Below are 22,961 nucleotides of genomic sequence, written 5' to 3' on the forward strand. Positions count from 1 at the left end.
TTAGCAGCTGGCAAACACAAGATTAAGCCTTGGTATGTTCAAGGATAATAAGATCTGCTTCAGCTCATTCATCTGTTGTTCAGGTACTTTCCGTTCCATAAAAAGATACAGCTCATCGTAATGGGCAGGTGGAATATTATACATGAAATTCATAACTTCCGGATGCTCCGGTGATGTAAACCGGAAGCCATTACGCACTGCATAACGCTCATCAGCATGCGGATAGATCGGGCTTCTTGTCGTCGATTGATACCATACCTCTCCATCCATCTCCGCTGCAATCTTCATAGGAACGAACATAAACTCTCCTGTTCCCATACAAAGCACTCGCTTGCCTTGTTTGTGCTGATTAAGAATAGAAGCCGCTTGCTTAACCTCAGCATCCAGCAATCTGCCTTGTTCGCTGGTCATTCCGAATCGGCCAGTATGGTGAATATAGCTGACTTCCCCGGTACCGATAGGGAGTTTAGCAAAGCATGAAGAAAGATCAATTTCATTGATCCGTTGGGAACTTTCCTCATATTCAGTACCGGTATTGCTATATTGATGCTCAATCATACCAGTCGAGCCTGTTACTTCGATGGCTCCAGATACAAGAGAAAGGCATTGAATCTTCAGATTGTATTTTTCTTCAAACTCAGCAAAGCGCTGGATATCTTCGTCAGAGCGCCAATCGAGCAGGCTCGCCACAATAAATTTGCTTTTCTTATATTTCACATGCAGGTCCGCAATAATATTAAGGGCTGTTTTGCCTGTCGTCATCTCGTCATCGACCAAGACAATAGTCTCTGCTTGCTCGAACAATGCTGGATCAGTCGCATAACAGCGATGAGTAGTTGCATGGGAATGCTCCTCTTCAAAATCGACGCGGGATAGCATAGAAGGAATATTCTCTCTCGTCGTATGAAGATACGTGATGGGCCCATCGAACACATCAAACATGCTGTGCCCCAGAGCAGTAGCTGTCTCAGCAAAACCGATAAATAACGTTTTTTCTTGTATACGCATAGGGTTCAAGCTAAGGTGCTCATATACTGTTGCAGCCACTTCGGGTGATTCAAAGGCCTGCAGCAATTGCTCCAGTTCAATTGGAAGCTCCTCGCCTTCTGACTCTCTGAATAATAATCCTAATGCCGCTCCAGACAGCAAAGACGCTTTGGGGCCTACTGGAATGTGCTTGCCCAGCACTTTGCTGACAAATAAGAAGCTGCGGTTTTTATTGATCCTTGCCGCCATATGAAATAAGTATTCAAGAGGAATCTGAAAGGGATTGCTCTTTACCTGTATGCTTACTTCCAAATCCCCAAGTATGTTAAACGATTGCCGGCTCTCGATCTTCTGCGAGAAGGCTGGTAAAGTTTTGGTTTTCATTCAGCACCCCGTATATTTTTGATCTCGTAATAATTCGATCTGCCCAAGTTCGATGGGGCTTCATTTCATTCATTTTGTTGGCATATTGGCTCTTTAACACGCCAATTGCTCCGTGACTATTACCGTTTATATGCAGCGCATCCATATACTCTTCATGCGTGACAACATACATCGACTGGACAGGCTTAATATGCGTAGGATGAATAATCGTTTTGCCGATTATGCCATTTTCTTTATCCATGGCTACTTCTCGAATCAACCCATCCACATAACGATTAATATAGGACATTCGCAGCACTCTTCCCGAACGCCCCATGCTTTCTTCGAACGGCGTTTGCCGAAGCTGCGGCTTCAATACGCGATCACTCTTGAAATATTCCCATACCGGTCCCGAGACCACATAATTGTTATCCATTCTTCCGAACACATTAACGATATCCGCAATACAATCACGAATAACCGCTATATCATAGATCGTATGATCTGCACTTCTTCTCAAACCAAATAAGCTGGAGAAATCAGTTGCGCCAATTCGAACATTCAATACATATGATTTGTAATCATTCAATACAGCTGAAATCGATTGCAGAGCATCAATTCGGGATTCCCGATAAATAATTTCAGCGCTTTCCATAATAGGCATGCCATATACAGTAGGAGTATCCGGGCTCTTCCTTTTATTATATTGAGAGAGAAGCTCAAAGTACTCCGAGCCTGTCTCTGCATTAAACTTAGGAAATACGAAGCCTGTAATGTAAGTAATCTCCTCTTCAAAGAAGGACAACAGCCGTTTAAACTGTATTACCGATCTGACCCGAATGAACATTAAGGGAATTTGCTCTACTTGAATGCTGCCTTTACTAATAAATTGGGTCAATTTCCTAAGCGTTTGCTTCAACGTCTCTTCCGCTTCCAGAACTTGATTATCGCCCACGGCATCTTCAAGATCAAAGACCATCGAGACGAGGCCTTCCAACTTTTGATTCATCAAATCTTCTGCTATATTCTCTCGTGTTGCAGGCATATATAGCGCGGCACCAATGGCATGGGCAATCACGTCTTTGTCAGCATGATTATCGAAATGCATTGGAATAGTGTGGAATAGCGTCTCTTCCTCTTCGTCTGTGAGATAATTAAAATACCTCATATGTTGACTCCTCCTATTAAAAAAATACCCCTCATTCCGCTATGAGGGATATTAAATCAAAATCAATCAAACATTATCCTTTTATTGATTCCACACGTTTTTTCTTTTGTATGCTATAAATCATTGTGCCGGCAAAGACGGCAATAATAAGACCGAAGAAATATACATGATCAACATGGAAGTCATAAGCACCCGCAATCATCTTAGCACCAATGATAATGATAAGAATGAAGGCTGCTTTTTCAAGCTCAGGGAACTTATCAATAAGTTTGAGGAAGACTTGAGCAACCCCGCGCATCATGAGTACGCCCAAAATACCGCCAAGGAAAAGCACCCAAACTTGATCACTTACGCCAAACGCTGCAAGAACGCTGTCAATACTGAACGCAATATCCATAATTTCAACAGCAAGTACCGTTCTCCAGAAACCATAGCCTTTGTTTTTAACTTCTTCATTTTCTTCACCCTCTTTGGCTTTTTTGCCAATGTAAGGAATGAGAGGAATGTTGCCAACTCGCGCTAGCTTGAATTCCAAATGGAACAGGTTACTGAGGGCAATCCACAGGAGATATAGGCCACCTGCAACCTTGATCCATGTAATCTGTACGAGGTAGACTCCGACGCCAATCGCGATAAAACGGAAAATATAAGCACCTATAATACCATATAAGAGAGCTTTCTTTTGCTGTTCTTTCGGCAAATGCTTAACCATAACGGCGAGTACTAGAGCGTTGTCTGCGGATAATAAACCTTCCAATATGACGAGTGTTGCGATAATACCCCAGTTAGTCGGGTCACTCAAAACTTGAGATAAATTCTCCCAACTAAAAAAATTCCCGAAATTGGCTATCAAACTATTAAAAAAATCAGCCATTCTTTACAACCTCCGTCATATCTATTTGCTTCCTTGAACCCAACGCAGTCCCCAATCATAGGCCTGATCCAATTCCCGATGCCCTGAGAAATATTGAACAAGCCGTTTGATGCTGAAGGTCTGATCATTTTCATTCTCAATCATAGCAATCGCACACATGCCCATACGGTCATTATGCTCGTTCATGCGCACTTCGATCTCCGGCCCCCCGGCTTGCTTCACGGTTACGACACCATCCGCTTCCGCCCAATTCGTTGCTCCTTCGTAGATGTAGGCATAGACAACGATTCTCTTAATCTCAGATAATTTGTTGCCGTTGATCCGCAGATTCTCACCTGTAGTGATTGCGCCAGTCCGATCATCTCCATCGAGAGAAACATAAGGAGGTCTAGAGAAGTCGCCAAAAGAATTGCCAAGTGCTTGAACAGTACCCTTAGCTCCGTTCTTCAATTCGAAGAGACAGCCGAGATCAAGGTCAACACGCCCGCTGGAACGCCCAAAAAAGCTTGTCTTTTTTTGCTGCTGATTCCAGTTGAGATTGATGATGATCTCGCCAAGAGAACCGCTGCCTTTCTGCAGATTGATCTTGTCCCCGCGTTTCTCTAAGGAGATTTTGCTGAGGCTGATCGGTGATGCTGGTGCTGGTGGCGCGGGAGCTGGCGTCGGGATTGGTTTTGGTACTGGCGTTGGTGGTGGTGCTGGTTTCGGCGTCTCAATGGTCGGTTCCGCGGTAACCTCAATTCCGAAGCTTTGACAAAGAGCTGACAGCCCTCCAGAATAGCCGGAGCCTACAGCGTGGAATTTCCATTCACCGTTATATCTATATAAATCCCCGACGACTATTGCTGTCTCGACAGAGAAATTATTTCCAATATCATAGTAAAGGAGTTCTTGCCCGCTTCTTTCATCAACGATCCTTATGTATGCACCCTTTACGCTTGAGAAGGATTGCCTTCTCGCCTCCCCTTCATAGATGGTCAACGTAAATGAAATACGCTCGATCTCACCCGGCATGGAAGAGAGGTCCACAATAACTTGCTCCTGATCCGTCTTGCCATTGTAAGTACGTTTGTTGCTGCCAGCAATTCCTACGGCTCCTCTTGCTCCATTCGGATTGCTATAAAAAATTAAATCTTCGTCTCCTGAGACTTTTCCGGATGCGCGCAGCAAAAAAGCTGAAAAATCCACATCAACTCCGCTGGTTGCTTGCCAACCCATTCCAACAACGACTTTGTTCGTTGACGGGTTGTTCTTCGTTATGTCAGCCTTCTGGCCCTTCATCAATGCGATTGTCATGTATGATCCGCCGCCCTTCTCCATTATGGAATAGGGTGAAGCATCAACCTTGAAGAGGCTCACCCTAACATTCGTGTTCTACACAGAAAGACCATAGTTTCGGCATAAGGCTGCTAAGCCACCAGAGAAGCCGGAACCAATCGCTTGGAATTTCCAATCATCGCCATGTCTGTACAGTTCACAGAAAACGATGGCCGTCTCAACAGAAAATTCTTCACCAAGATCATAACGCAAAATTTCGCGGCCAGTTGTTTCATCAACCAGGCGCACAAAAGCGTTGGACACTTGTCCGAAGTTCTGCTGTCTGCTCTCACCATCATGGATCGTAACTGTGATGCCAACTCGTGAAATATGTGGAGGAAGCTTAGAAAAATCTATTTTGATTTTCTCATCATCCCCATCGCCCTCGCCAGTACGGTTATCACCCTCATGTTGAACGCCGCCGTTATAAGCGATTAAATGGTTATAAAAAACAAAATCCTGTTCGTCCTTAGCCTTGCCGTCTTGATGCAGCAGAAAAGCACTGGCGTCAAGGTCGAACTCGCCTCCGCCATTGTAACGATTCGTATCCCAGCCTAATCCAAGAATCACCTTTGTTAAGCCAGGATTCGTCTTGGTCAGATCAATCCTTTGTCCTTTGGAAAGGTTAATTGACATGGATGAATCCCTCTCTTCTCTCAAAAGTTGTCGAATGTAGAGAGGGTCGCCAGAAGCAACCCTCTCTTAAAAGGTAGAATGAAAATTAGTTAGCAGACAATCCGAAATCGCGAGCTAGTCCACCAAGACCATCTTGGAAGCCGCTGCCGATAGCGCTGAACTTCCATTCACCGCTGTGACGATACAATTCGCCAACTACAACAGCTGTCTCAACGGAGAAATCTTCGCCAAGATCGTAGCGAATCAATTCAGCACCTGTCTCTTCATTGACGATACGAACGAATGCATTCGATACTTGTCCAAAGTTTTGACCGCGTGTTTGACCATCATGAATCGTGATGCAGAAAGCGATTTTTTCTGTTTCTGCAGGAACTGCAGCCAGATCAACCTTAACTTGCTCATCATCGCCATCGCCCTCGCCAGTACGGTTATCGCCAGTGTGCGCAACCGAGCCATTGGAGTTCTTCGGGTTATTGTAGAAAATGAAGTCAGCTTCGGAGCCGGCTTTGCCTTGTCCGTTCAAGCAGAATACAGATGCATCAAGGTCAAAGTCCTTGCCGCCGTCATATTTATTTGTGTCCCAGCCAAGACCAACGATAACTTTTGAAAGACCTGGGTTTGTTTTAGTGAGATCGATTTTTTGACCTTTGGAAAGATTAATTGCCATTTGTAGTTACCAACTTTCTATTATAGGATTAGGTATATTGTCTTGCTAAAATATCGATATGAGGAGCATGAGTTCCTTCACCGATTGCATTGAATTTCCACTCGCCGTTATGGCGATACAACTCGCCTACTACGAGAGCTGTTTTGCCGGAATAATTTTCCGTAAGGTTGAATCGAATCAGCTCTTGATTATTCGCAGGATTAAGTATCCGAATATAAGCCGACTTGATCATGCCGAAATCCTGACGACGCGACTCACATTCATAGATGTTAACGACACACAATACTTTGGATACATCTGAAGGAATACGATTCAGATCCACCGAAATTTGCTCATCGTCCCCATCGCCTTCGCCAGTAATGTTATCACCGGAATGAACGACCGAACTACAACCACTCTGCTTATTGTAGAAGCATACCAAATTTTCTTTTTTGGTTAGCTTTCCGTTAGCGTCCAATAGAATAGCAGAAGCATCACAGTCGATGTTAGCTGCCTTCTTCGTACCAAAAAAGCCCTTCTTCACTTCAAGCGGGTCCCAACCTAATCCGACGATTACTTTACTGAGACCAGTATTGCCCTTCGTCAAATCTACTTTTTGACCTTTTACCAGAGAAATAGCCATGTATTCGCACCCCCTTCCCAGCATAAGCATAATTTCAAGAAATTCCCTCATATCAATTATAAGAACGAATGATCGAAAAAGGAAGCATTTTGTTCCTATTTGTCAAACGCCATATTGAACATTACGGATTTGATAGGAATAAAGTTGCGAAATCTCATAAAAAAGTTTTATCATTCCTTATTTATGAACAAAAAGCTACTGGCGGCATATTGAATTTTTATATGAAATATACTTCCCAGCACAAAAAGAGCACTTTAAATGGTGAATAAGCCCATTCGAGTGCTCTTTTCAATCGTTCTCAACCGAATCGCCCAGAGATATAATCACTCGTTTCTGTTTTATCCGGATTCGTGAATATTTTTTCTGTCAGATCGTACTCCACGATTTCACCATTCAAGAAAAAGGCGGTCTTCTCGGAAATCCGCGCAGCCTGGTGCATATTATGCGTGACAATGACAATGCAATAATCCCGCTTAAGCTCACTAATCAGCTCTTCAATCTTGGAAGTCGATATCGGGTCAAGAGCAGAGGCAGGCTCATCCATAAGAATAATATCAGGCTTAACGGCAATCGAGCGTGCAATGCACAGACGCTGCTGCTGTCCTCCAGACAACGCAAGGGCGGAACGATGAAGCCGATCCTTCGTTTCCTCCCAGATTGCTGCCTTGCGCAGAGATTCCTCCACGAGCTCATCGAGCTTCTTTTTGTTTTTGACGCCATGATAGCGCGGTCCAAAAGCAATGTTCTCATAAATAGATTTGTGGAATGGATTAGGGCGCTGCCACACCATGCCTATCCGCTGTCTAAGGGACACTACATCTGTCTTCGGATCATTAATATCTACATCGCCAATTCGAATCTGCCCCGTTATGCGCGCTCCCGGAATCAAGTCATTCATTCGATTGAGGCTTCGCAAGAAAGTGGATTTACCGCAGCCGGAGGGACCAATTAACGCGGTGACCTGCCGAGGAGCGAACTTTATGGATACATTATTTACGGCTCTCTTCTCACCATAATATACGCTTAAATCTTGAGCTGACAATTCAACATCAATCATGGGCCAAGCCTCCTATTTCGTTGCTGTAAACTTACGGTACATATAACGTCCGAACCAACGAGCCGATAAATTGAACAGCAGAACCGTAATGACGAGGACCGCCGATGCTCCTGCAGCGATTTCTGCAGCATCCGGCGCCAAGCCTTCCGAGTTAATTTTCCATATATGAACCGCCAGCGTCTCAGCTGGGCGGAACGGGTTGAGAGGAGACACAGGGCTGAATGGATTCCAGTCTGAGAAATCCAATCTTGGCGAACTCATCCCTGCGGTGAACAATAGGGCAGCGGCCTCGCCGAATACACGGCCTGCGGCCAATATGGTGCCCGATAAAATAACAGGAAGAGCAATCGGCAGCATAATCGATGTGATTGTTTTCCACTTGGACAAGCCCAGTGCGAGACTCGCTTCTTTCTGCTCTCTTGGCACGCTCTTCAAGCCTTGCTCTGTAATCCGTACCATTAGCGGAAGATTGAATACAGTAAGAGCCAGTGCGCCAGAGAATAGCGAGAACCCGAAGCCAAATAGATTAACGATCAATAAGAGACCGAATAAGCCGACAATAATAGAAGGGAACGATGACAGCACTTCAACCACAAGGCGTATGAAGCTCGTTAACCGATTTGGCTTTGCGTATTCGCTCATATAGATGCCTGCTCCAATTCCAATCGGCACCGTAATAAGCATCGTTAGGAATAGCAGGAACAAAGAGTTGAATAGCTGCGGTCCAATTCCCCCGCCTGCCTTGATTGTTTCTGGCGCCGAAGTAAGGAAATCCAAGCTAATATGCCCAAGGCCCCTCATAAGAATGAACCCGAGCAGTCCTGCTAGAAGGACAACAATGAAACAAGCGACAAGAACAATGGCTCCTGTTGCTATCTTATCGACCGTCTTCGCCTTCATAGTTTCGATCTCCCTTCAAGCCAGCGTACAATAAATACGAATACGAAAGTCATGAGCATCAAAATTAAAGCAAGTGACCATAGAGCATTATTCGGCGTAGTCCCCATAACGGTATTCCCCATGCTGAGTGTAATGGCACTCGTCAACGTGGAGGTGGACTCAAATAATGAGCGCGGAATATGCGGAGCATTGCCGATAACCATCTGTACGGCCAGAGCCTCGCCGAAGGCGCGAGCTATGCCGAGTACAATACCTGTTAATAAAGCAGGGAGCGTCGTAGGGAGTACGACCCGATATATCGTTTGCCAACGGGTGGCGCCAAGGGCATAAGAGCCCTCTTTGAGGCCTGAGGGCAGGGCTGCCAAAGCATCCGTAGCAATTGTAGTCATCGTTGGGAGAATCATGACCGACAGAACTATAGCTCCAGTAGCGAGGCCAATTCCTTGTCCTGGGAAGATGTCTCTGAATAAAGGAACGAGAACCGTGAGACCAACAAAGCCATAGACAACAGATGGAATGCCTGCGAGCAGTTCAATAACGGGCTGCAGAATTTTCCGCCCGAACTTCGGTGCAATTTCAATCATAAATACAGCCGCGCAAAAGCTTAACGGCGCAGATATGACTGCTGCTAATATGGAGGTACTGAACGAACCAAATATGAAGGGCAATGCTCCGAATAATGGAGGCTCTCCATCCGGCTTCCACTTCACTCCAGTCAGGAAATCAATAAAGTTAACCTTATTCACAAAAAATGTGCTAAGCCCTTTGGAAGCGACGAAATAAACCATGGATACAATGGTGGCTACCAAAAAAAGAATGCAAAGGAAGGTGTAGACTTTCCCTACCCATTCTTCAACAAAATGATGCTTTAATTTCTCTCGCTTAATCGACTGCGCCATTGGTCTCCCCCTTTATACAGCCAGAAGAGGCAGAATAGCTCCGCCTCCTTCTAGCTTGTGAACAGAAACGCTTTATTATTTAGTAATATTGCCTTCAAGATCACGCTTAACTTGCATTTTGCTAGCTGGGATGTAACCAAGCTCAACAACATCGCCATTTTGTACTTCTTCGCTAGCCATGAATTCCAAGAAAGCTTTAGCTACTTCGTTTGGCTCGCCTTTTGTGTACATATGCTCGTATGCCCACACCGGATAAGTACCGTTAGCTACGTTCTCTTCAGTCGCTTCTACACCTTCATATTTAACTGTTGTTACAGAATCATCAAGGTAGGACAAAGCAAGGTATCCGATTGCACCCGGTGTCTCGCCGATAATTTTCTTAACTGTACCTGAAGAATCCTCTTGAATCGAACCTGCAAGGTCTTCTGTTTTCATGCCAAGCGCATATTTTTCGAATGTAGCACGAGTACCTGAGCTTGATGGACGGTTAACAATTTGAATCGCTTGGTCTTTGCCGCCAACTTCGCTCCAATTTTTTGTTTTGCCTGTAAAGATATCAATAAGCTGTTGCTTCGTCAGGTTATCTACACCTGCATCACTGTTCACAACCGCTGCCATTGCTACTACTGCCACTTGATGGTCTACTAGCTCAGCTGCTTTAGCTGCATCCAGCTTCTCTTCAGCGAATACATCGGAGTTGCCGATATCCGCTTGGCCTTCCGATACTTGAGCAAGACCAGTACCGCTGCCGCCGCCTTGTACTTGAATGGTTACGCCATTATGTTTTTCCATGAACTTTTTGGAAGCTTGATCAACCAACGGTTGAAGTGCTGAGGAGCCAGTTGCTAACAAGGAGCCTTTCAGTTCACTTGCAGGAGTTTCTGTTCCTCCAGATGTATTAGCTGGGTTATTCGAACCCTCGTTTTTGTTCCCGCAAGCCGCCAATGTGAATGTTAGTACCAAGGCCATAATTAACATCAAGCTCTTTTTCATGTTTGTTGCTTCCCCTTTCAAAACCTTCGTTTTTTGTTTACATTCACATTGTAGTAGGCGGGCATTAATCTAATGTTTTCAATTTGTAAATTCAAATTTAATTATGCATAGATTTTTTGTATATACTTGATTATTATATAGATATTACTGATGATTTGATTTTTGAAAGGACGGTTTGTTATGAGTCTATTAAAAATGAAGTTAATTGTACTCATAGATCGCTATAAACAAGTGACTGCGGTCGCACATGCTATGAATTTGAAACAGCCTACAATCAGCTTTCATATGAAGAAGATGGAGGAAGAATGGGGCGTCAAATTATTTGATTATCGGACCGGGAAGATCTTCCTTACGACAAATGGAAAGATGCTGCTCCACTATGCTACCCAAATTGATTCCTTATATGCAGAAGCCACATCCAAACTAAGCCATAGCGCAAATAAGCACAGCCGCTTCGTCATTGGCTGTACAGAATGTACGGCTGCCACCTTGGTCCAACTGCAATGGCTCAAGCAAATTCATACGCTGCAGGATATCAACATATCTATAGAGCTTGGAGCTGAAGATGCTTTGTTCCGGCAATTGCAGCTCGGGACTGTCGATCTCGTATTAAGCGGGGAAAAAACAGCTGATGCGGAGACGGGATTTTATCATCATGAAGCTCTTCTTTCTTCTCCATTAAAAGTGATGATGCCTGCCGAGCATCCCCTCGCCTACTCCGGTAAACTATTACCGCACAAACTGGATACCGATTTATTTATTGAGCTTCATGAGAGGTCGGTAGAGGAATGCATCAAGCAATGGGATATGAAAATGAACAGCTCCATACAGACCATTGGAGCATTCGGCTCTGTCGACTTGCTCGTGAAGGCTGTACAATCGCAGATTGGACTAGCTATTCTTCCCGAATGTGCGCTGCCTGCAAGTGCGGATGATCAATTAGTGATGCTTGACCTGCCCGGTGACAGCCAAGTCTGGACTCTATTCGCAAGCCGCATGAATAATCATTGGAATATGGATATCGTTCTCCGTGTATTGGACAGCCTTAGGCAGACCATCCAAGGCTAATCCATAGAAGCAACAAAGAAGCCATCCGCGAAATAACTTGCGAGTGGCTTCTTTGACTATTGCTGATTAATGGTAAATTAATTAATAGTGATATTCCCTTTATACATGTTGCCTGCAGAGCTTCTTGTATTCTGAGATACAGTAGCCGAAGAATTGCTGTAGGCAGCAACCACATAGGCTGCAGGATCGCTCAGATATACCGTATTATTGTTAAATTCGTTATTAATGCCCCAGCCTACTACGATTTCATGAAGCTGGAAGGCATCTACAAGAATCGCGTTGCCATTCTGGTAGGCAATATTATTACGAATAATAGCATTATTCCCTTTGACATCAATAAAGCTGTCGGCGTAGTTCGCGCCGCTAATGCCCACACCATTAAATGTGCAGTTTTCTACGAGCGTTCCAAGGGTTCTCTCTTTGATGTCGATATGCTCCGCTGTAATATTGGGGCCAAATGCGACGTTACGAATCGTATTATAATGAGTAGCTTGGTTATACGTTGCTCCTTCCGCAGAACCTACATACACGCCTTCACCGAATCCCGCTCCCGTTAGACCGGTATCATGAATACTAGAATTTTCAATTGTGCTGTACGAGCTTCCATCCCGGAAATGTACCGCTTCATACCCGGTATTGTACACCTCAACATCTGTAATCAGCGTGTAATTAGAAGAGTCCAGCAAAATTCCTTTTTGAGCATTCGTGAACTTTAGATTACGAATAATCCAGTGATCGCCGCGAACTCGCAGGCTGTAGCCCGAGCCTGCCGAATAACCCGAAATAATAGCCGGGTTGGCGGGATTTGCACTTTCGATAATGATCGGCAAAGCGGCCGTTCCGTTCACATCAGTCGAGAAGTTGCCCGAATAAGTGCCTGGTGCAAGGACAATTTTTTGACCTGGCAATACATTTTTGAGCGCCTTTTGGAGACAGGCTACGGCACTGCAATCAATGACATTCGCAGAAGGGGTTTCTGGAGTGCCAGGAGTACCGGGACTTCCTCCGCCTGCTGTTTCACACACTCCCTTATCCTCCCATACGCCCCATTGCCCCGTCGTACCCGGCTCTTGACCAGATGTCCACCACTTCGCCTTCCACTGCTTGCCTAGATGCGATACCTCTGTTCCTCCCGCATAAGCACTGCTGGCATTCCATGCCGGTGCAGTGCAAGTTACATTACTGACCACCCCCTCGCTTGATGAAGTGATGGCGTAGGCTCCCGATGAAGGCTCGGCTTTGACAGAAGCTCCGTATGGAGCAACTCCTAGTATTAATAGGAATGTCAACAATAACCCAGTCCCCCTTTTTAACAATTGCCCCGATCGACCATCTGACATAAACATAATAATTCCCACTCTCCTTCATTATTTTAGTAAATCACGTCAAGTAAACGCTTACATATAAGTTTAATCCACTACTTATATATCCACAATACCCATTAATTTTAAATAAAAAATAACGCTTGGATACGCCCAAGCGTTATTCGCAGCTTTTCTTCTATTATATAACTAGCTCTTACACTTCTTCTCTAATCATTTCGCACTTCCAGCCTAACTGTCTGCACATTTCTTCAATTCGGCGGATATCGCGACGAGCCTCGATCTTGGTACAGCCCAATTCCTGGGCTTGCTTGGCTGCATAACGAAGCATGTAGACATGCACGTCTGCTTGTGTTTCCTTGGAGCCATAATCCATCAGTACCAGAGTGTCGTTCTGAACGCCAGAACGAACATATCCCCAGTTGGAACCTCCGAAGAAACGCGCAGATAATAGCTCACGTGATTCCGTTACTCCGTATAATTCAAGAGGGGTCGATAGATGCTTATACCATTCCCGTTCACTCGCAAAGCCGGATGTATATTGCGGAATGCCCCAATCTGCGGATTCGCAAGCAAGCTGCAATAGCGCCTCCTCCGATTGGATCGTTACAAAATCTTTGTCCGGGAAATCCCATTCAGCAGGAACCTCAATAACGAGCTTCCATGAGTTATAAGATACCTTCTGCTGGATCGACTCTAATATTTCCAATACGCCAACTGGACGCAGGCCTTGGTTAATGGCTTGACGAATGAGTGTTTTTAGAGCAACTGGCGTTTCTCTTGCAATATCATTACTATGCTGAATGACAATTGTGCCATTCGTCAATTCTGGAGATATCTTCTCTACAATTGCAGCAGCAGGCACGCCTGCCCAGTCCCCGGAATCTACTCCTTCTACATTCGTATAGCCCCATTCTTTCAGCCATTCCAAGCTATCGTCGGTATAAGAGCCGTATGGGAAACGCATTACGCTAGGACATGGCAAACCAGTTGCATCTTGATAAGCCAATTCTGTCAGTTTGAGCTGATACAGGAAAAAATCCTTAGGCACTTGTGCCATCCGGCGATGATGATACGTATGTGGAGCAAGAACGTGGCCCCTCGCAAGAATTTCACGTGCTTCTGCTGGATGGCTATCCATCCATTCTCCAGTGAAGAAAAAGGTGCCGATGGCTCCCCCCTGCTCTAAAGCATCTAACCATAGATCCAATGGCAGATTGACAGGACCGTCATCAAACGTAAATGCACAAAGATTCTGACTGGAATTCCCATGTTGAACTAATACAGATGTCATACCAAGGCACCCTCTCATTATAATATCGAATCTATTATAGCACGGCTTACCATCAACCAATATATAGAAAATGATAGGAAATAGGTCATTTTTGCGATAAATGCACGAAAAATAAAGCTTCAGACTGCCAGCATCATTGTCATTAGGTGTTACATCATTTTTTATCAATGGAGGATGAGAAGGTCAGGTGGTAAAGCTAGCTCACCTGCTTGATGATCCCCTCTAGTGAAGCATTTTCACTATATAATGAAGCCATTGTAGCTAAATGGATCACTTTGTAAGCTTGATCGAGGATTAGCGTTATTAAGGTTCCTAGTCGAGAAGCTTGGTTTCTCACTAATGAACCTAATTCACTATCTCATGTTTCTGTCGGTATATTGAGTGGAGCAGCGTAATGGGATTCATCAATTAGCGAAATCAGTTCCTTCCTAGAATAAATCACTATTTAGATCATGATGTAATGGAATAGCAATTAGCCTCTCAACAGTAGATATAAAAAAGAGGGTGTCCCAAAAGCCATAGGCTTCAAGGATACCCTCTTTAATTAGATTTTATATCATTTTTGTTCAAAGCAAACGATCTGTCTAGCAGCCTTACTACTATTGGAACAATTCCTTCCGCTTATAGCGCTTCCGTCTGCAAGGCTACAAATTCATTGCCTTCTGTGAATAGATACACCTTGCCATCTTTAATCACAGGAGCTGATACGATTGGCTGATTGTGCTCGTATTGCCACACTGGCTCACCCGTCTTGCTGTCCAAGCCGATAATAGCCTTATCTGCCAACACATAGATTTGATCTCCAGCAACGGTAACGTCAAAGGTCTTCAGCTGATCAAATTTTTTCTCCCATTGCACAGCGCCGCTTTCTTGATTCAAGAACAATATGCTCCCTTGTTTCGGTGCTGGCTTATTCGCCTGCAAATCAATGATCAGAAGAGAGTCTCCGAATAGAAGAACCTTTGGCGGCAAAATAGTCTCATCGACAGCATCGACGATGAACTGCCATTTTTCCAGATTCGCTTTGGTATCATAGAGAACTACACCTTTTTTCAATGGATCACTATTAGCAATACCGCTGAATGCCACTCTATCTTGCTGACGATCAAAGAACTGATGCGCATAAGCTGATGGAATCTGCTGAGCTGTCTCACTTGTACCAGCATCAACAAGCTGAATCATACTGTCACTTCTAAGAACCAATTGGTTATTGAACATCGCTGGCGTTGCTCCGGCAAGAAGAAGCTTGTCCTCTATTGCCCAGCGCTCTTTGCCTGTGCCCAGTGTCAGAGCTGCGAGCTTGCCATTATCAGCGAATAGCACGGATTGCCCATCCGATTGCGCGGAAGGAATAATCGTATCCGCTGCTAGCGGGCTACTATAGTTTTTCTCCCAGTCTACCTTGCCTGACTTGTCACTTACGCAGTGAAGGCCAACTAAGTCATTGAAGCATACTTTGTTATCTGCAATAACCGGAGCCGAAGGAATCCCCTTAATCCCGATCGTCCAAGCTGATTTCCCTGTGCTGGTATCCACTTTGTAGAAGGTTGTAGCTGTGCCGAAATAAGCATACTTATCCGATATGACGGCTTGAGAAGCAGCCCCATCTACAGGCAGCGTCCAGAGCGTCTCATTAATCTTACCTGTAGCCTTAGCATCGGTCGTAACCGATTGATACGATATTACAGGAGAAGCCTCATCATTCTTTGCACATCCCATAGCCAAGCCCATTAACAAAACAAGTGATAATAATGCCGATCTTTTCAATCATTACACTCTCCCTATTTATTGTAGTAGTCGATCCTTTGTCAAGCACCCCCAACTGCTAAAACGCTTTCAATTGCATTTTACCATAATTTTGTTTCATCAAACACTGTAATTTGGTTCTAATTCGAATGTCAGCCCCAGCTAGCGAATTATTCTCTTATTCTTCGCTTCCTTCAGCCATAGCGGGAATTCATTCAATAGCTGATCATACAGAGATTCATCCGATACCTTGCCAATGTCTTCAAAATGAATGAAGTTCGCGTTGTCTACGATTCTTCCCTCCATCGTATCCAGCTTTTTCAACACTTCAAAATCAGAATGCCCAATACCGACAAACTGCCAAAATATCGGCTGGACAGCAGCTTCTGTTATAACCTTCTTAATCGGCTTCACAACTCCCCCATCATTAATAAAAATAATAAATACAGGCGTTGCAGAATCCTCTTCTACTGTATATTTCTTAATGACGTCTTCCATCACGGGAACCTCATTGTTGCGACCAAACTTATGGATTGTATCATTGTTCATAATATGATCGACTACATAATGACCAAGATCCTCCTCAGTAACAACGGGCATTCTGCTGAAATACGTATCATAAATCCATACATCCAGCGCAGCATTATCATCAAATTTACAAGCAACAGCCAATATCCGCTCGACCACTTCCTGAACCGTGCCATCCTTATACATCGTCTTCATTGATCCTGTTATATCGAGAACAATGCCGACTCTCGCTACTACGCCCGTCAATTTTTTCTTCTCAAGCGTAATTTGGACAAGCTTTTTGCGCAAATCGATAGAAGTCATTTGTTTTTCTTCTACAGCTGCTGCCACCTCAGAATCTGTAGCCTCAAGCTCAAGACCAAAGCTCGTGCACAAAGCACCGAGTCCTCCATAAAACCCGCTTCCAATCGCATTAAATTTCCATTCGCCATTATAGTTATACAGCTCACCGACAACAATTGCCGTTTCTAGGCTCAGATCAGAACCATAGTCATATCTGTACAATTCATTACCGCTGTCAGCATCAATAAGCCGCAAATACATCGAAGCGACATCCTGCATCGTATGTCCGTGCTGCTCCCCCTCATGAATCGTTAACGTAAATGCGATTGCAGCCGCATCTGCTGGCAGCTTAGCGATACATACTCGAATTGCTTCTTGCTCGGGTCCATTCATTGAATTATGTGCAACTGCACCGTTTGGTGACACTGGATTACCATAAAAAACAAAATGCTCATCCCGTTCACAGCGTCTCTCATCTGATAATATAAACCCCGCAGCGTCTATACTCATTTCCTTCTTTTTCGCCGTATATCCGAACTGCAGACTAAGATTTGAGAGATTCCGTCCTTTTGTAACGTCTACCTTCTGTCCTTTTAACAAATTCATCATGAAACTCCTTCGCTTAGCAGAAATATATGGCTGTTTTTTCCATACTAGCATATGGCAAATAGGATGTCTTTAAGTATGTGCATACGGGAATAATAAAGATACAGGGCATACCCTTTTACACCCTGCAATTGGAAGAAGTAAACTGGCTTATTTCAGAGGGCAAGTGTAAGATATAATTTAATTGTTTGGGAGAGGTGGAATATAGGAATGACTCATGTAAAATTTGCAAGACCGCAGCTGGCAGATTGTATTCCTGACCTGGTTGCATTCGCAAAAGGGGAACAAAAGGCTTCTTTATTTATCCGCAATGGTACTTTAGTTAACGTAATTTCTGGCGAAATCTTGCCTGATATATCGGTTGCCGTAGTCGGTACCCGAATTGCCTATGTAGGTCCGTATGTAGATGGAATGATCGGGGATGATACCAAAGTTATTGATGCTGGAGGCAAATATATTGCTCCGGGTCTGCTTGACGGTCATTGTCACATTGAGAGCAGTATGCTGTCTGTTACACAATTCGCCAATGCTGTTCTTCCGCTTGGTACGACTGGCGGATTCTTCGATCCTCATGAAATCTCCAATGTACTCGGGCTGCCTGGTCTTCGTATCATGCTCGATGAAGCGCGGCAAACACCGATGGCCGCTTATATGCAAGTAGCCTCTTGCGTACCGTCAACGAATCCGGAATTTGAAACTTCGGGAGCGGAGTTCGGACCAGAGGAAGTAGCAGAAGCTTTAAGCTGGGGTCCTGATATGATTGCCTTGGGTGAGGTTATGAACTTCCCGGGTGTCGTATTCGGCGATGAGAAGATGATCGGTGAGATTCAAGCGACACTGCGTGCAGGCAAAGTCGTTGACGGTCACTATACTTGGCCTTCTAATACACCAAGACTATCTGCTTATATTGCAGCTGGCGTCTCTGGCGACCATGAGTGTGTAACCAAGGAGGATGTTGTCAACCGCGTAAGATTGGGAATGTACGCCAAAATGCGCCGTGGATCTGCGTGGCATGACGTGGCGGAGACGATCAAAGCCCATACAGAGCTTGGCATTGACTCGCGCCGAATGATTCTCGTCTCGGATGACCGGATCTGCGATTCTTTGGAAGAAGAAGGCCATATGAATTTTATCGTCAGACATGCGATTCAGCAAGGCGTGAAGCCTGTAACTGCCTTCCAAATGGCAACCGTGAATACAGCAGAACGTTTCGGTGTAGCAAGAGACGTAGGCTCAGTAACACCGGGAATGATTGCAGACATTATTTTGCTGGATGGCAATCTTGCTGATGTAAATGTCGTTATGACGATTGCCCGCGGTGAAGTCGTTGCGGAGAACGGTGCCATGACCATTGAGCTGAAGCCATTCGATTATCCCGAATATGCGATTAACTCGGTTAAGATCACCAAAGAGCTTGCGCCTGCCGACTTCGAAATTGCCACGCCGGTTCAATCAGGGGTGATCAAGTCCCGTGTAGCCAAAGTAATCGAGAATCACGTTGAGACGGAAGAATTATTCGTAGACGTAGCCGTTAAGAATGGCAAGCTCGATGTTACTGTTGAGAGCGGCTTATGTAAAATGGCCGTGTTCGAGCGTCATGGCAAAACCGGCGGCTCGGCAATCGCTCTTGTTGACAACGTAGGGTTCAATCAACCAGCAGCCATTGCAATGACTGTTGCCCATGACAGCCACAATGTGCTCATTATCGGCAACGATGACGCATTAATGGCTCAAGCGGCTAATTCGGTCATTCGCATGCAAGGCGGCATTGCAGTTGTAACGAACAACAACGAGATCGTAGAACTGCCGCTTCGCCTTGCTGGCCTCATGTCAACAGCGCCTTATGAGACCGTCGTTAAGCAGTCCAAAGCCATCAGCAATGCCCTAGTACAAGCAGGCTGTACAATGAATTATGCGTTCATGACGCTATCACTGCTCGCTCTAGTAGTCATTCCAACTCTTCATATCTCCGACACTGGCTTAATTCGTGTCTCTGAATCTGGCTTCGAGAAAGTATCCTTATTCGTTGACGGAGAAGCTTAACCGATTGTATGTAAAAAAGCTATCCCACAAGTCGTTCAGTATGAACGCTTGGAGGATAGCTTTTTATTTTTGAAAAACAATGAGTTTATAAAATTTTCATGCACTTATTTCTATATTAGGTATAATGATCTGGTGATTGCGAATTATTAGTAGAAACTGGGTGATCATTTTAATGGGATACGAATATTGACATTTGTAGTATTCGATGTTAAAGTTCGACTATAAAATTTGAGGAGGATTGCGATCTATGATTCCACGTATTTGGTAAGTACACGATAAAAAGCTTATTTCCACCAATGTGGGCTTTTTTGAGTTGCTTATCTTTACGTATGAGGACATCGATTGCGATCTCTACGGCCTTTTTTACTGTGCCTTGTTTCGCTCTGTCCAATTGTGTAATTCAAGCAGACCCAAGCCCCTATGCGGACTTGGGTCTGTTTTTTTTATTGCTTTGAATCCAACTATAGAAGGAGTCGTAACGATGCGAGGCATACATTTGTACTTCTTTATTTAATCCTCTCTAAGTAAATCGCGGGTCAGCCTGCGAACGAAAAAACGGAAACTGCGATTTTCGAAGGAGGATTAAGTATGTTATTGATAAAAGCGAAGGATATTTATGTGGAATTTTTGGGACGCGGCGTGCTTGATATCGAGCAGTTGGAGTTGTATGAGTTTGATCGAATTGGTCTGGTTGGCGCCAACGGAGCTGGAAAAAGTACGTTGCTCAAAGCGTTACTAGGTAAAATCCCTTTGCAGCATGGCAAGATTGCAAGGAAGGGGACGTTCACCTATATTCTCCAATTGGAAGAGGCGGTTACCCAACATGAACAGAATCAAGCTATAGCAAGCCAGTTAGGCGTCAGTCAGGTACATGTGGAGACAATGAGCGGCGGGGAAGAGACGCGGTTAAAAATTGCACAGGCACTGTCGGGAGAGGTGCATGGCATTTTTGCAGACGAACCGACATCCCAACTGGATCGTGAAGGTATCGACATCCTTGTAAACCGACTTAAACATTATTCGGGGGCGTTGCTCATTATTAGTCATGACCGTTATTTCCTAGACCAGGTCATAGATAGTATTTGGGAGATTAAAGAAGGGAAGATCACCGAATATTGGGGTGATTATACCGACTATTTGGCCCAGAAAGAAGAAGAACGAAAAAGCCAGGCTGCCGAATATAAACAATATGTAGTGGAACGTGAACGGCTAGAACGGGCTATTGAGGAAAAGAAAAGTCAGGCCAGAAAGCTTGATCAAAAGGCAAAAGAAACAGACAGAAAAAACAGGACGGATAGTGGCGGACGCCTCGGCCATCAGAAATCCCAAGGCAGCAAGCAGCAGAAACTTCATAACGCAGCCAAAAATATGGAACGGCGAATCGAAGCGCTTGGCGAAGTCACTACGCCTGAAACCATACGAAAAGTTCAATTCCGACAGAGCAAAGCGCTTGAATTGCACAATCCATTTCCGGTTGTGGGAAACGAAATCAGTAAACGGTTCGGAGACAAGGTGATATTCGACAATGTGTCCTTCCAGTTCCCGCTCGGGGGCAAAATTGCAATAACAGGCGCTAATGGGGCCGGAAAGACTACTTTGTTCAATATGATTCGCGATAGGGAGAGCGGTATCAAGTTATCGTCCAAAGCGGAAATCGGCTATTTTGTCCAAACCGGTTACAAGTTCGATCGGAATCAGAACGTAATGACATTCATGCAGGAAAACTGTGAATATCAGGTTTTGGACATTCGGGCGGTACTCGCATCCATGGGGTTCACACACCAGGATATTCGCAAAGAGCTATCCGTATTAAGCGGCGGTGAAATCATAAAGCTCCATTTATCCAAATTGTTGCTTGGACGCTACAACATCCTGCTTATGGACGAACCGAGTAACTTTTGGGATATTCCCACCGTGGAGGCACTTGAGACCATGATGCGAAATTACCAAGGCACCATCGTATTTATATCACACGATACCCGTCTGCTCGGGGGTGTCGCCGATCAGGTATATAAGGTGAGTGATCGCCGGCTTGTACGATTGAAGTAATGTATAAGTAAGACGATCTGAAAGAACGAAATTAGGGGGTACAGAACTTCATGTATATGCAATGGAAAAAAACGTTCGCATTAATCTTCAGCGGGCAAATTTTTTCGATTCTAACATCTTCTATGGTTCAGTTTTCAATCATCTGGTATTTGACTGAGACGACGGGGTCGGCTACCGTGCTGATGATTGCAGGTCTTTCCGGGTTTCTACCGCAAGCGCTATTAGGCCCATTCATTGGCGTCTGGCTTGACCGATGGAATCGTAAGCTTACAATGATCGTTTCTGACAGCGTCATTGCGTTTTCCAGTTTGGTTTTAGGCGCCTATTACTTATGGGGCGAACCAAGTTTATGGGTCGTGTATGCAATACTATTTATTCGATCGATAGCTTCGTCCTTCCATGCCCCGTCGTTCCAAGCCGCGATCCCTCTTATCGCGCCGGAAGAACAATTAACCAGGGTGGCTGGCTGGAATCAGTTAGTGTTCTCCGCATCTAGCGTACTCGGACCAGCGCTTGGAGTAGCGGTATACTCGGCTACTTCACTAGGAACGGTATTGCTCTTGGATGTGGTTGGTGCATTAATCGCTAATCTCATGCTTCTATTGGTCAATATTCATCAACCGAAGCCGGAGATCATACCAACGTCTTCGTTCCATAGGGAGTTTACTCTCGGTTGGAAAGCGTTCCTTTCTGAAAAGTCCATTATCACGATTACAATCGCAATGGCGATCTTTAGCGTTGTTTTTGTGCCTCTGGCGATGCTGTTTCCCCTGATGACACTGTCTCATTTCGGCCGCGGGGGTTATAGCGCTAGCCTGATCGAGGCAGTATTCGGAATTGGCATGATCCTTGGTGGCGCACTGTTGTCGGTTCTTGCTTCTAAGTGGAAGGATTCCACTTATATGAGCCTGAGCTTGGTTGCGATTGGGTTGGCCTGCGTCCTGAGCGGGGTAGTAGGGAGCGATGCGTTCCTTGCTTTCATCGTCCTATCCTTCCTTATGGGTGCGGCGGCGCCTTTGTTCAACGGTCCTTACATGGCGATGATTCAGAAGTCCTACGCGCCTGAAATATTGGGGCGTGTGCTTTCATTTGTCACGAGCATTGGACTATTGTCTTCCCCGATCGGGCTCGCTTTGGCGGGACCGGTTACCGACCGATTCGGAGTTCAAGTTTGGTTTTTCTGGTCTGGGATTGTCGTAGCCTTGATCGGAGTTTTTATATTTGTCAGGTTTCATGGTAAAGGTAAAGAAAAGTAACACATCGGTCAGTGTTCGAATGAGTGTTTTTCGAAATATGCAGGGCGTGGGCAGGTTGTTTTCCCCAAACACTGCGACCCGTAGATAGAACAAGATGCTAGTTAATTGAAGGGCGGCTACTTATTTGTATTACTAGAATCAATTTGTTGAGCTCTAACGGGTAACGATAGTTCAATCTCCAACTAAGACTAGGCTGCCGATCAATGTCGGCAGCCTAGCTCTGTCTTGGGCCATTAACGTAAACAACCCAACATGATAAATGTAGCTTTATTCCATACGTTTGA

19 protein-coding genes and 1 pseudogene are annotated in these 22,961 nt (G+C 44.8%); 4 read left to right on the forward strand and 16 right to left on the reverse strand.

Translation table 11 applies throughout. The features are described 5' to 3' along the window. The 11 genes from AC50YO_RS14290 to AC50YO_RS14340 all read right to left on the reverse strand — a co-directional run bounded on the left by AC50YO_RS14290 (position 1) and on the right by AC50YO_RS14340 (position 10,483). Positions 1-1,371, reverse strand: a complete 1,371-nt coding sequence (locus AC50YO_RS14290; RefSeq protein ID WP_494847918.1) for a phosphoribosyltransferase family protein — start codon at positions 1,369-1,371, stop codon at positions 1-3. Beyond that, complete coding sequence (locus AC50YO_RS14295) at positions 1,313-2,518, reverse strand: HpcH/HpaI aldolase/citrate lyase family protein (RefSeq protein ID WP_494847920.1); 1,206 nt, start codon at positions 2,516-2,518, stop codon at positions 1,313-1,315. The genes AC50YO_RS14290 and AC50YO_RS14295 overlap by 59 nt, the downstream gene beginning before the upstream one ends. Before the next feature lie 73 nt (positions 2,519-2,591). Then, positions 2,592-3,392 carry a TerC family protein gene (locus tag AC50YO_RS14300; RefSeq protein WP_494847922.1) on the reverse strand — a complete coding sequence of 267 codons (801 nt, stop codon included), beginning with the start codon at positions 3,390-3,392 and terminating at the stop codon, positions 2,592-2,594. A 21-nt stretch (positions 3,393-3,413) separates the two neighbouring features. Next, the gene (locus AC50YO_RS14305) at positions 3,414-4,688 is read right to left on the reverse strand and encodes a TerD family protein (protein ID WP_494847924.1); all 1,275 of its coding nucleotides are present in this window, start codon (positions 4,686-4,688) and stop codon (positions 3,414-3,416) included. Positions 4,689-4,766: 78 nt separating this feature from the next. After that, on the reverse strand, positions 4,767-5,345 hold the full coding sequence (locus tag AC50YO_RS14310; RefSeq protein WP_494847926.1) for a TerD family protein: 579 nt from the start codon (positions 5,343-5,345) through the stop codon (positions 4,767-4,769). Between the two features lie 85 nt (positions 5,346-5,430). Beyond that, positions 5,431-6,012, reverse strand: a complete 582-nt coding sequence (locus AC50YO_RS14315) for a TerD family protein (RefSeq protein WP_494847927.1) — start codon at positions 6,010-6,012, stop codon at positions 5,431-5,433. Between the two features lie 28 nt (positions 6,013-6,040). Then, complete coding sequence (locus tag AC50YO_RS14320; protein ID WP_494847928.1) at positions 6,041-6,634, reverse strand: TerD family protein; 594 nt, start codon at positions 6,632-6,634, stop codon at positions 6,041-6,043. Between the two features lie 298 nt (positions 6,635-6,932). After that, positions 6,933-7,691 carry a phosphate ABC transporter ATP-binding protein PstB gene (gene pstB, locus AC50YO_RS14325; protein ID WP_494847930.1) on the reverse strand — a complete coding sequence of 253 codons (759 nt, stop codon included), beginning with the start codon at positions 7,689-7,691 and terminating at the stop codon, positions 6,933-6,935. 12 nt (positions 7,692-7,703) lie between these two features. Further along, the gene (gene pstA / locus AC50YO_RS14330; protein WP_494847931.1) at positions 7,704-8,591 is read right to left on the reverse strand and encodes a phosphate ABC transporter permease PstA; all 888 of its coding nucleotides are present in this window, start codon (positions 8,589-8,591) and stop codon (positions 7,704-7,706) included. Beyond that, positions 8,588-9,490 (reverse strand): phosphate ABC transporter permease subunit PstC, encoded by a 903-nt coding sequence (gene pstC / locus AC50YO_RS14335; protein WP_494847932.1) that lies wholly within the window; start codon positions 9,488-9,490, stop codon positions 8,588-8,590. The genes pstA and pstC overlap by 4 nt, the downstream gene beginning before the upstream one ends. A 75-nt stretch (positions 9,491-9,565) precedes the next feature. Further along, positions 9,566-10,483 carry a phosphate ABC transporter substrate-binding protein PstS family protein gene (locus tag AC50YO_RS14340; RefSeq protein ID WP_494847934.1) on the reverse strand — a complete coding sequence of 306 codons (918 nt, stop codon included), beginning with the start codon at positions 10,481-10,483 and terminating at the stop codon, positions 9,566-9,568. Between the two features lie 180 nt (positions 10,484-10,663). On the opposite strand from AC50YO_RS14340, the gene AC50YO_RS14345 reads away from it, so the two are divergent. Beyond that, positions 10,664-11,551: a LysR family transcriptional regulator gene (locus AC50YO_RS14345; protein ID WP_494847936.1), complete on the forward strand. Its 888-nt coding sequence runs from the start codon at positions 10,664-10,666 to the stop codon at positions 11,549-11,551. Between the two features lie 77 nt (positions 11,552-11,628). Here AC50YO_RS14345 and AC50YO_RS14350 read toward each other — a convergent pair whose 3' ends face one another. From AC50YO_RS14350 to AC50YO_RS14370, 5 genes and pseudogenes are all read right to left on the reverse strand, one after another. After that, on the reverse strand, positions 11,629-12,843 hold the full coding sequence (locus AC50YO_RS14350) for a right-handed parallel beta-helix repeat-containing protein (RefSeq protein ID WP_494847937.1): 1,215 nt from the start codon (positions 12,841-12,843) through the stop codon (positions 11,629-11,631). A 226-nt stretch (positions 12,844-13,069) separates the two neighbouring features. Then, entirely contained in the window at positions 13,070-14,167 is a 1,098-nt protein-coding gene (locus AC50YO_RS14355; RefSeq protein ID WP_494847938.1) for a polysaccharide deacetylase family protein, read from the reverse strand. A 621-nt stretch (positions 14,168-14,788) separates the two neighbouring features. Further along, on the reverse strand, positions 14,789-15,934 hold the full coding sequence (locus AC50YO_RS14360) for an outer membrane protein assembly factor BamB family protein (RefSeq protein WP_494847940.1): 1,146 nt from the start codon (positions 15,932-15,934) through the stop codon (positions 14,789-14,791). 141 nt (positions 15,935-16,075) lie between these two features. Then, positions 16,076-16,744 (reverse strand): vWA domain-containing protein, encoded by a 669-nt coding sequence (locus AC50YO_RS14365; protein WP_494848119.1) that lies wholly within the window; start codon positions 16,742-16,744, stop codon positions 16,076-16,078. Positions 16,745-16,813: 69 nt separating this feature from the next. Further along, positions 16,814-17,383 (reverse strand): annotated as a pseudogene (locus tag AC50YO_RS14370) (TerD family protein); the annotation flags it as partial. A gap of 156 nt (positions 17,384-17,539) precedes the next feature. On the opposite strand from AC50YO_RS14370, the gene AC50YO_RS14375 reads away from it, so the two are divergent. The 3 genes from AC50YO_RS14375 (at position 17,540) to AC50YO_RS14385 (ending at position 22,677) form a co-directional block, all read left to right on the forward strand. Beyond that, positions 17,540-19,372, forward strand: a complete 1,833-nt coding sequence (locus AC50YO_RS14375; RefSeq protein WP_494847942.1) for an adenine deaminase — start codon at positions 17,540-17,542, stop codon at positions 19,370-19,372. Between the two features lie 588 nt (positions 19,373-19,960). Next, entirely contained in the window at positions 19,961-21,421 is a 1,461-nt protein-coding gene (locus AC50YO_RS14380) for an Msr family ABC-F type ribosomal protection protein (protein WP_494847943.1), read from the forward strand. Between the two features lie 50 nt (positions 21,422-21,471). Then, positions 21,472-22,677 (forward strand): MFS transporter, encoded by a 1,206-nt coding sequence (locus tag AC50YO_RS14385; protein WP_494847944.1) that lies wholly within the window; start codon positions 21,472-21,474, stop codon positions 22,675-22,677. Positions 22,678-22,961 lie beyond the last annotated feature (284 nt).

It is taken from the genome of Paenibacillus sp. J22P59 (genome assembly GCF_059383895.1).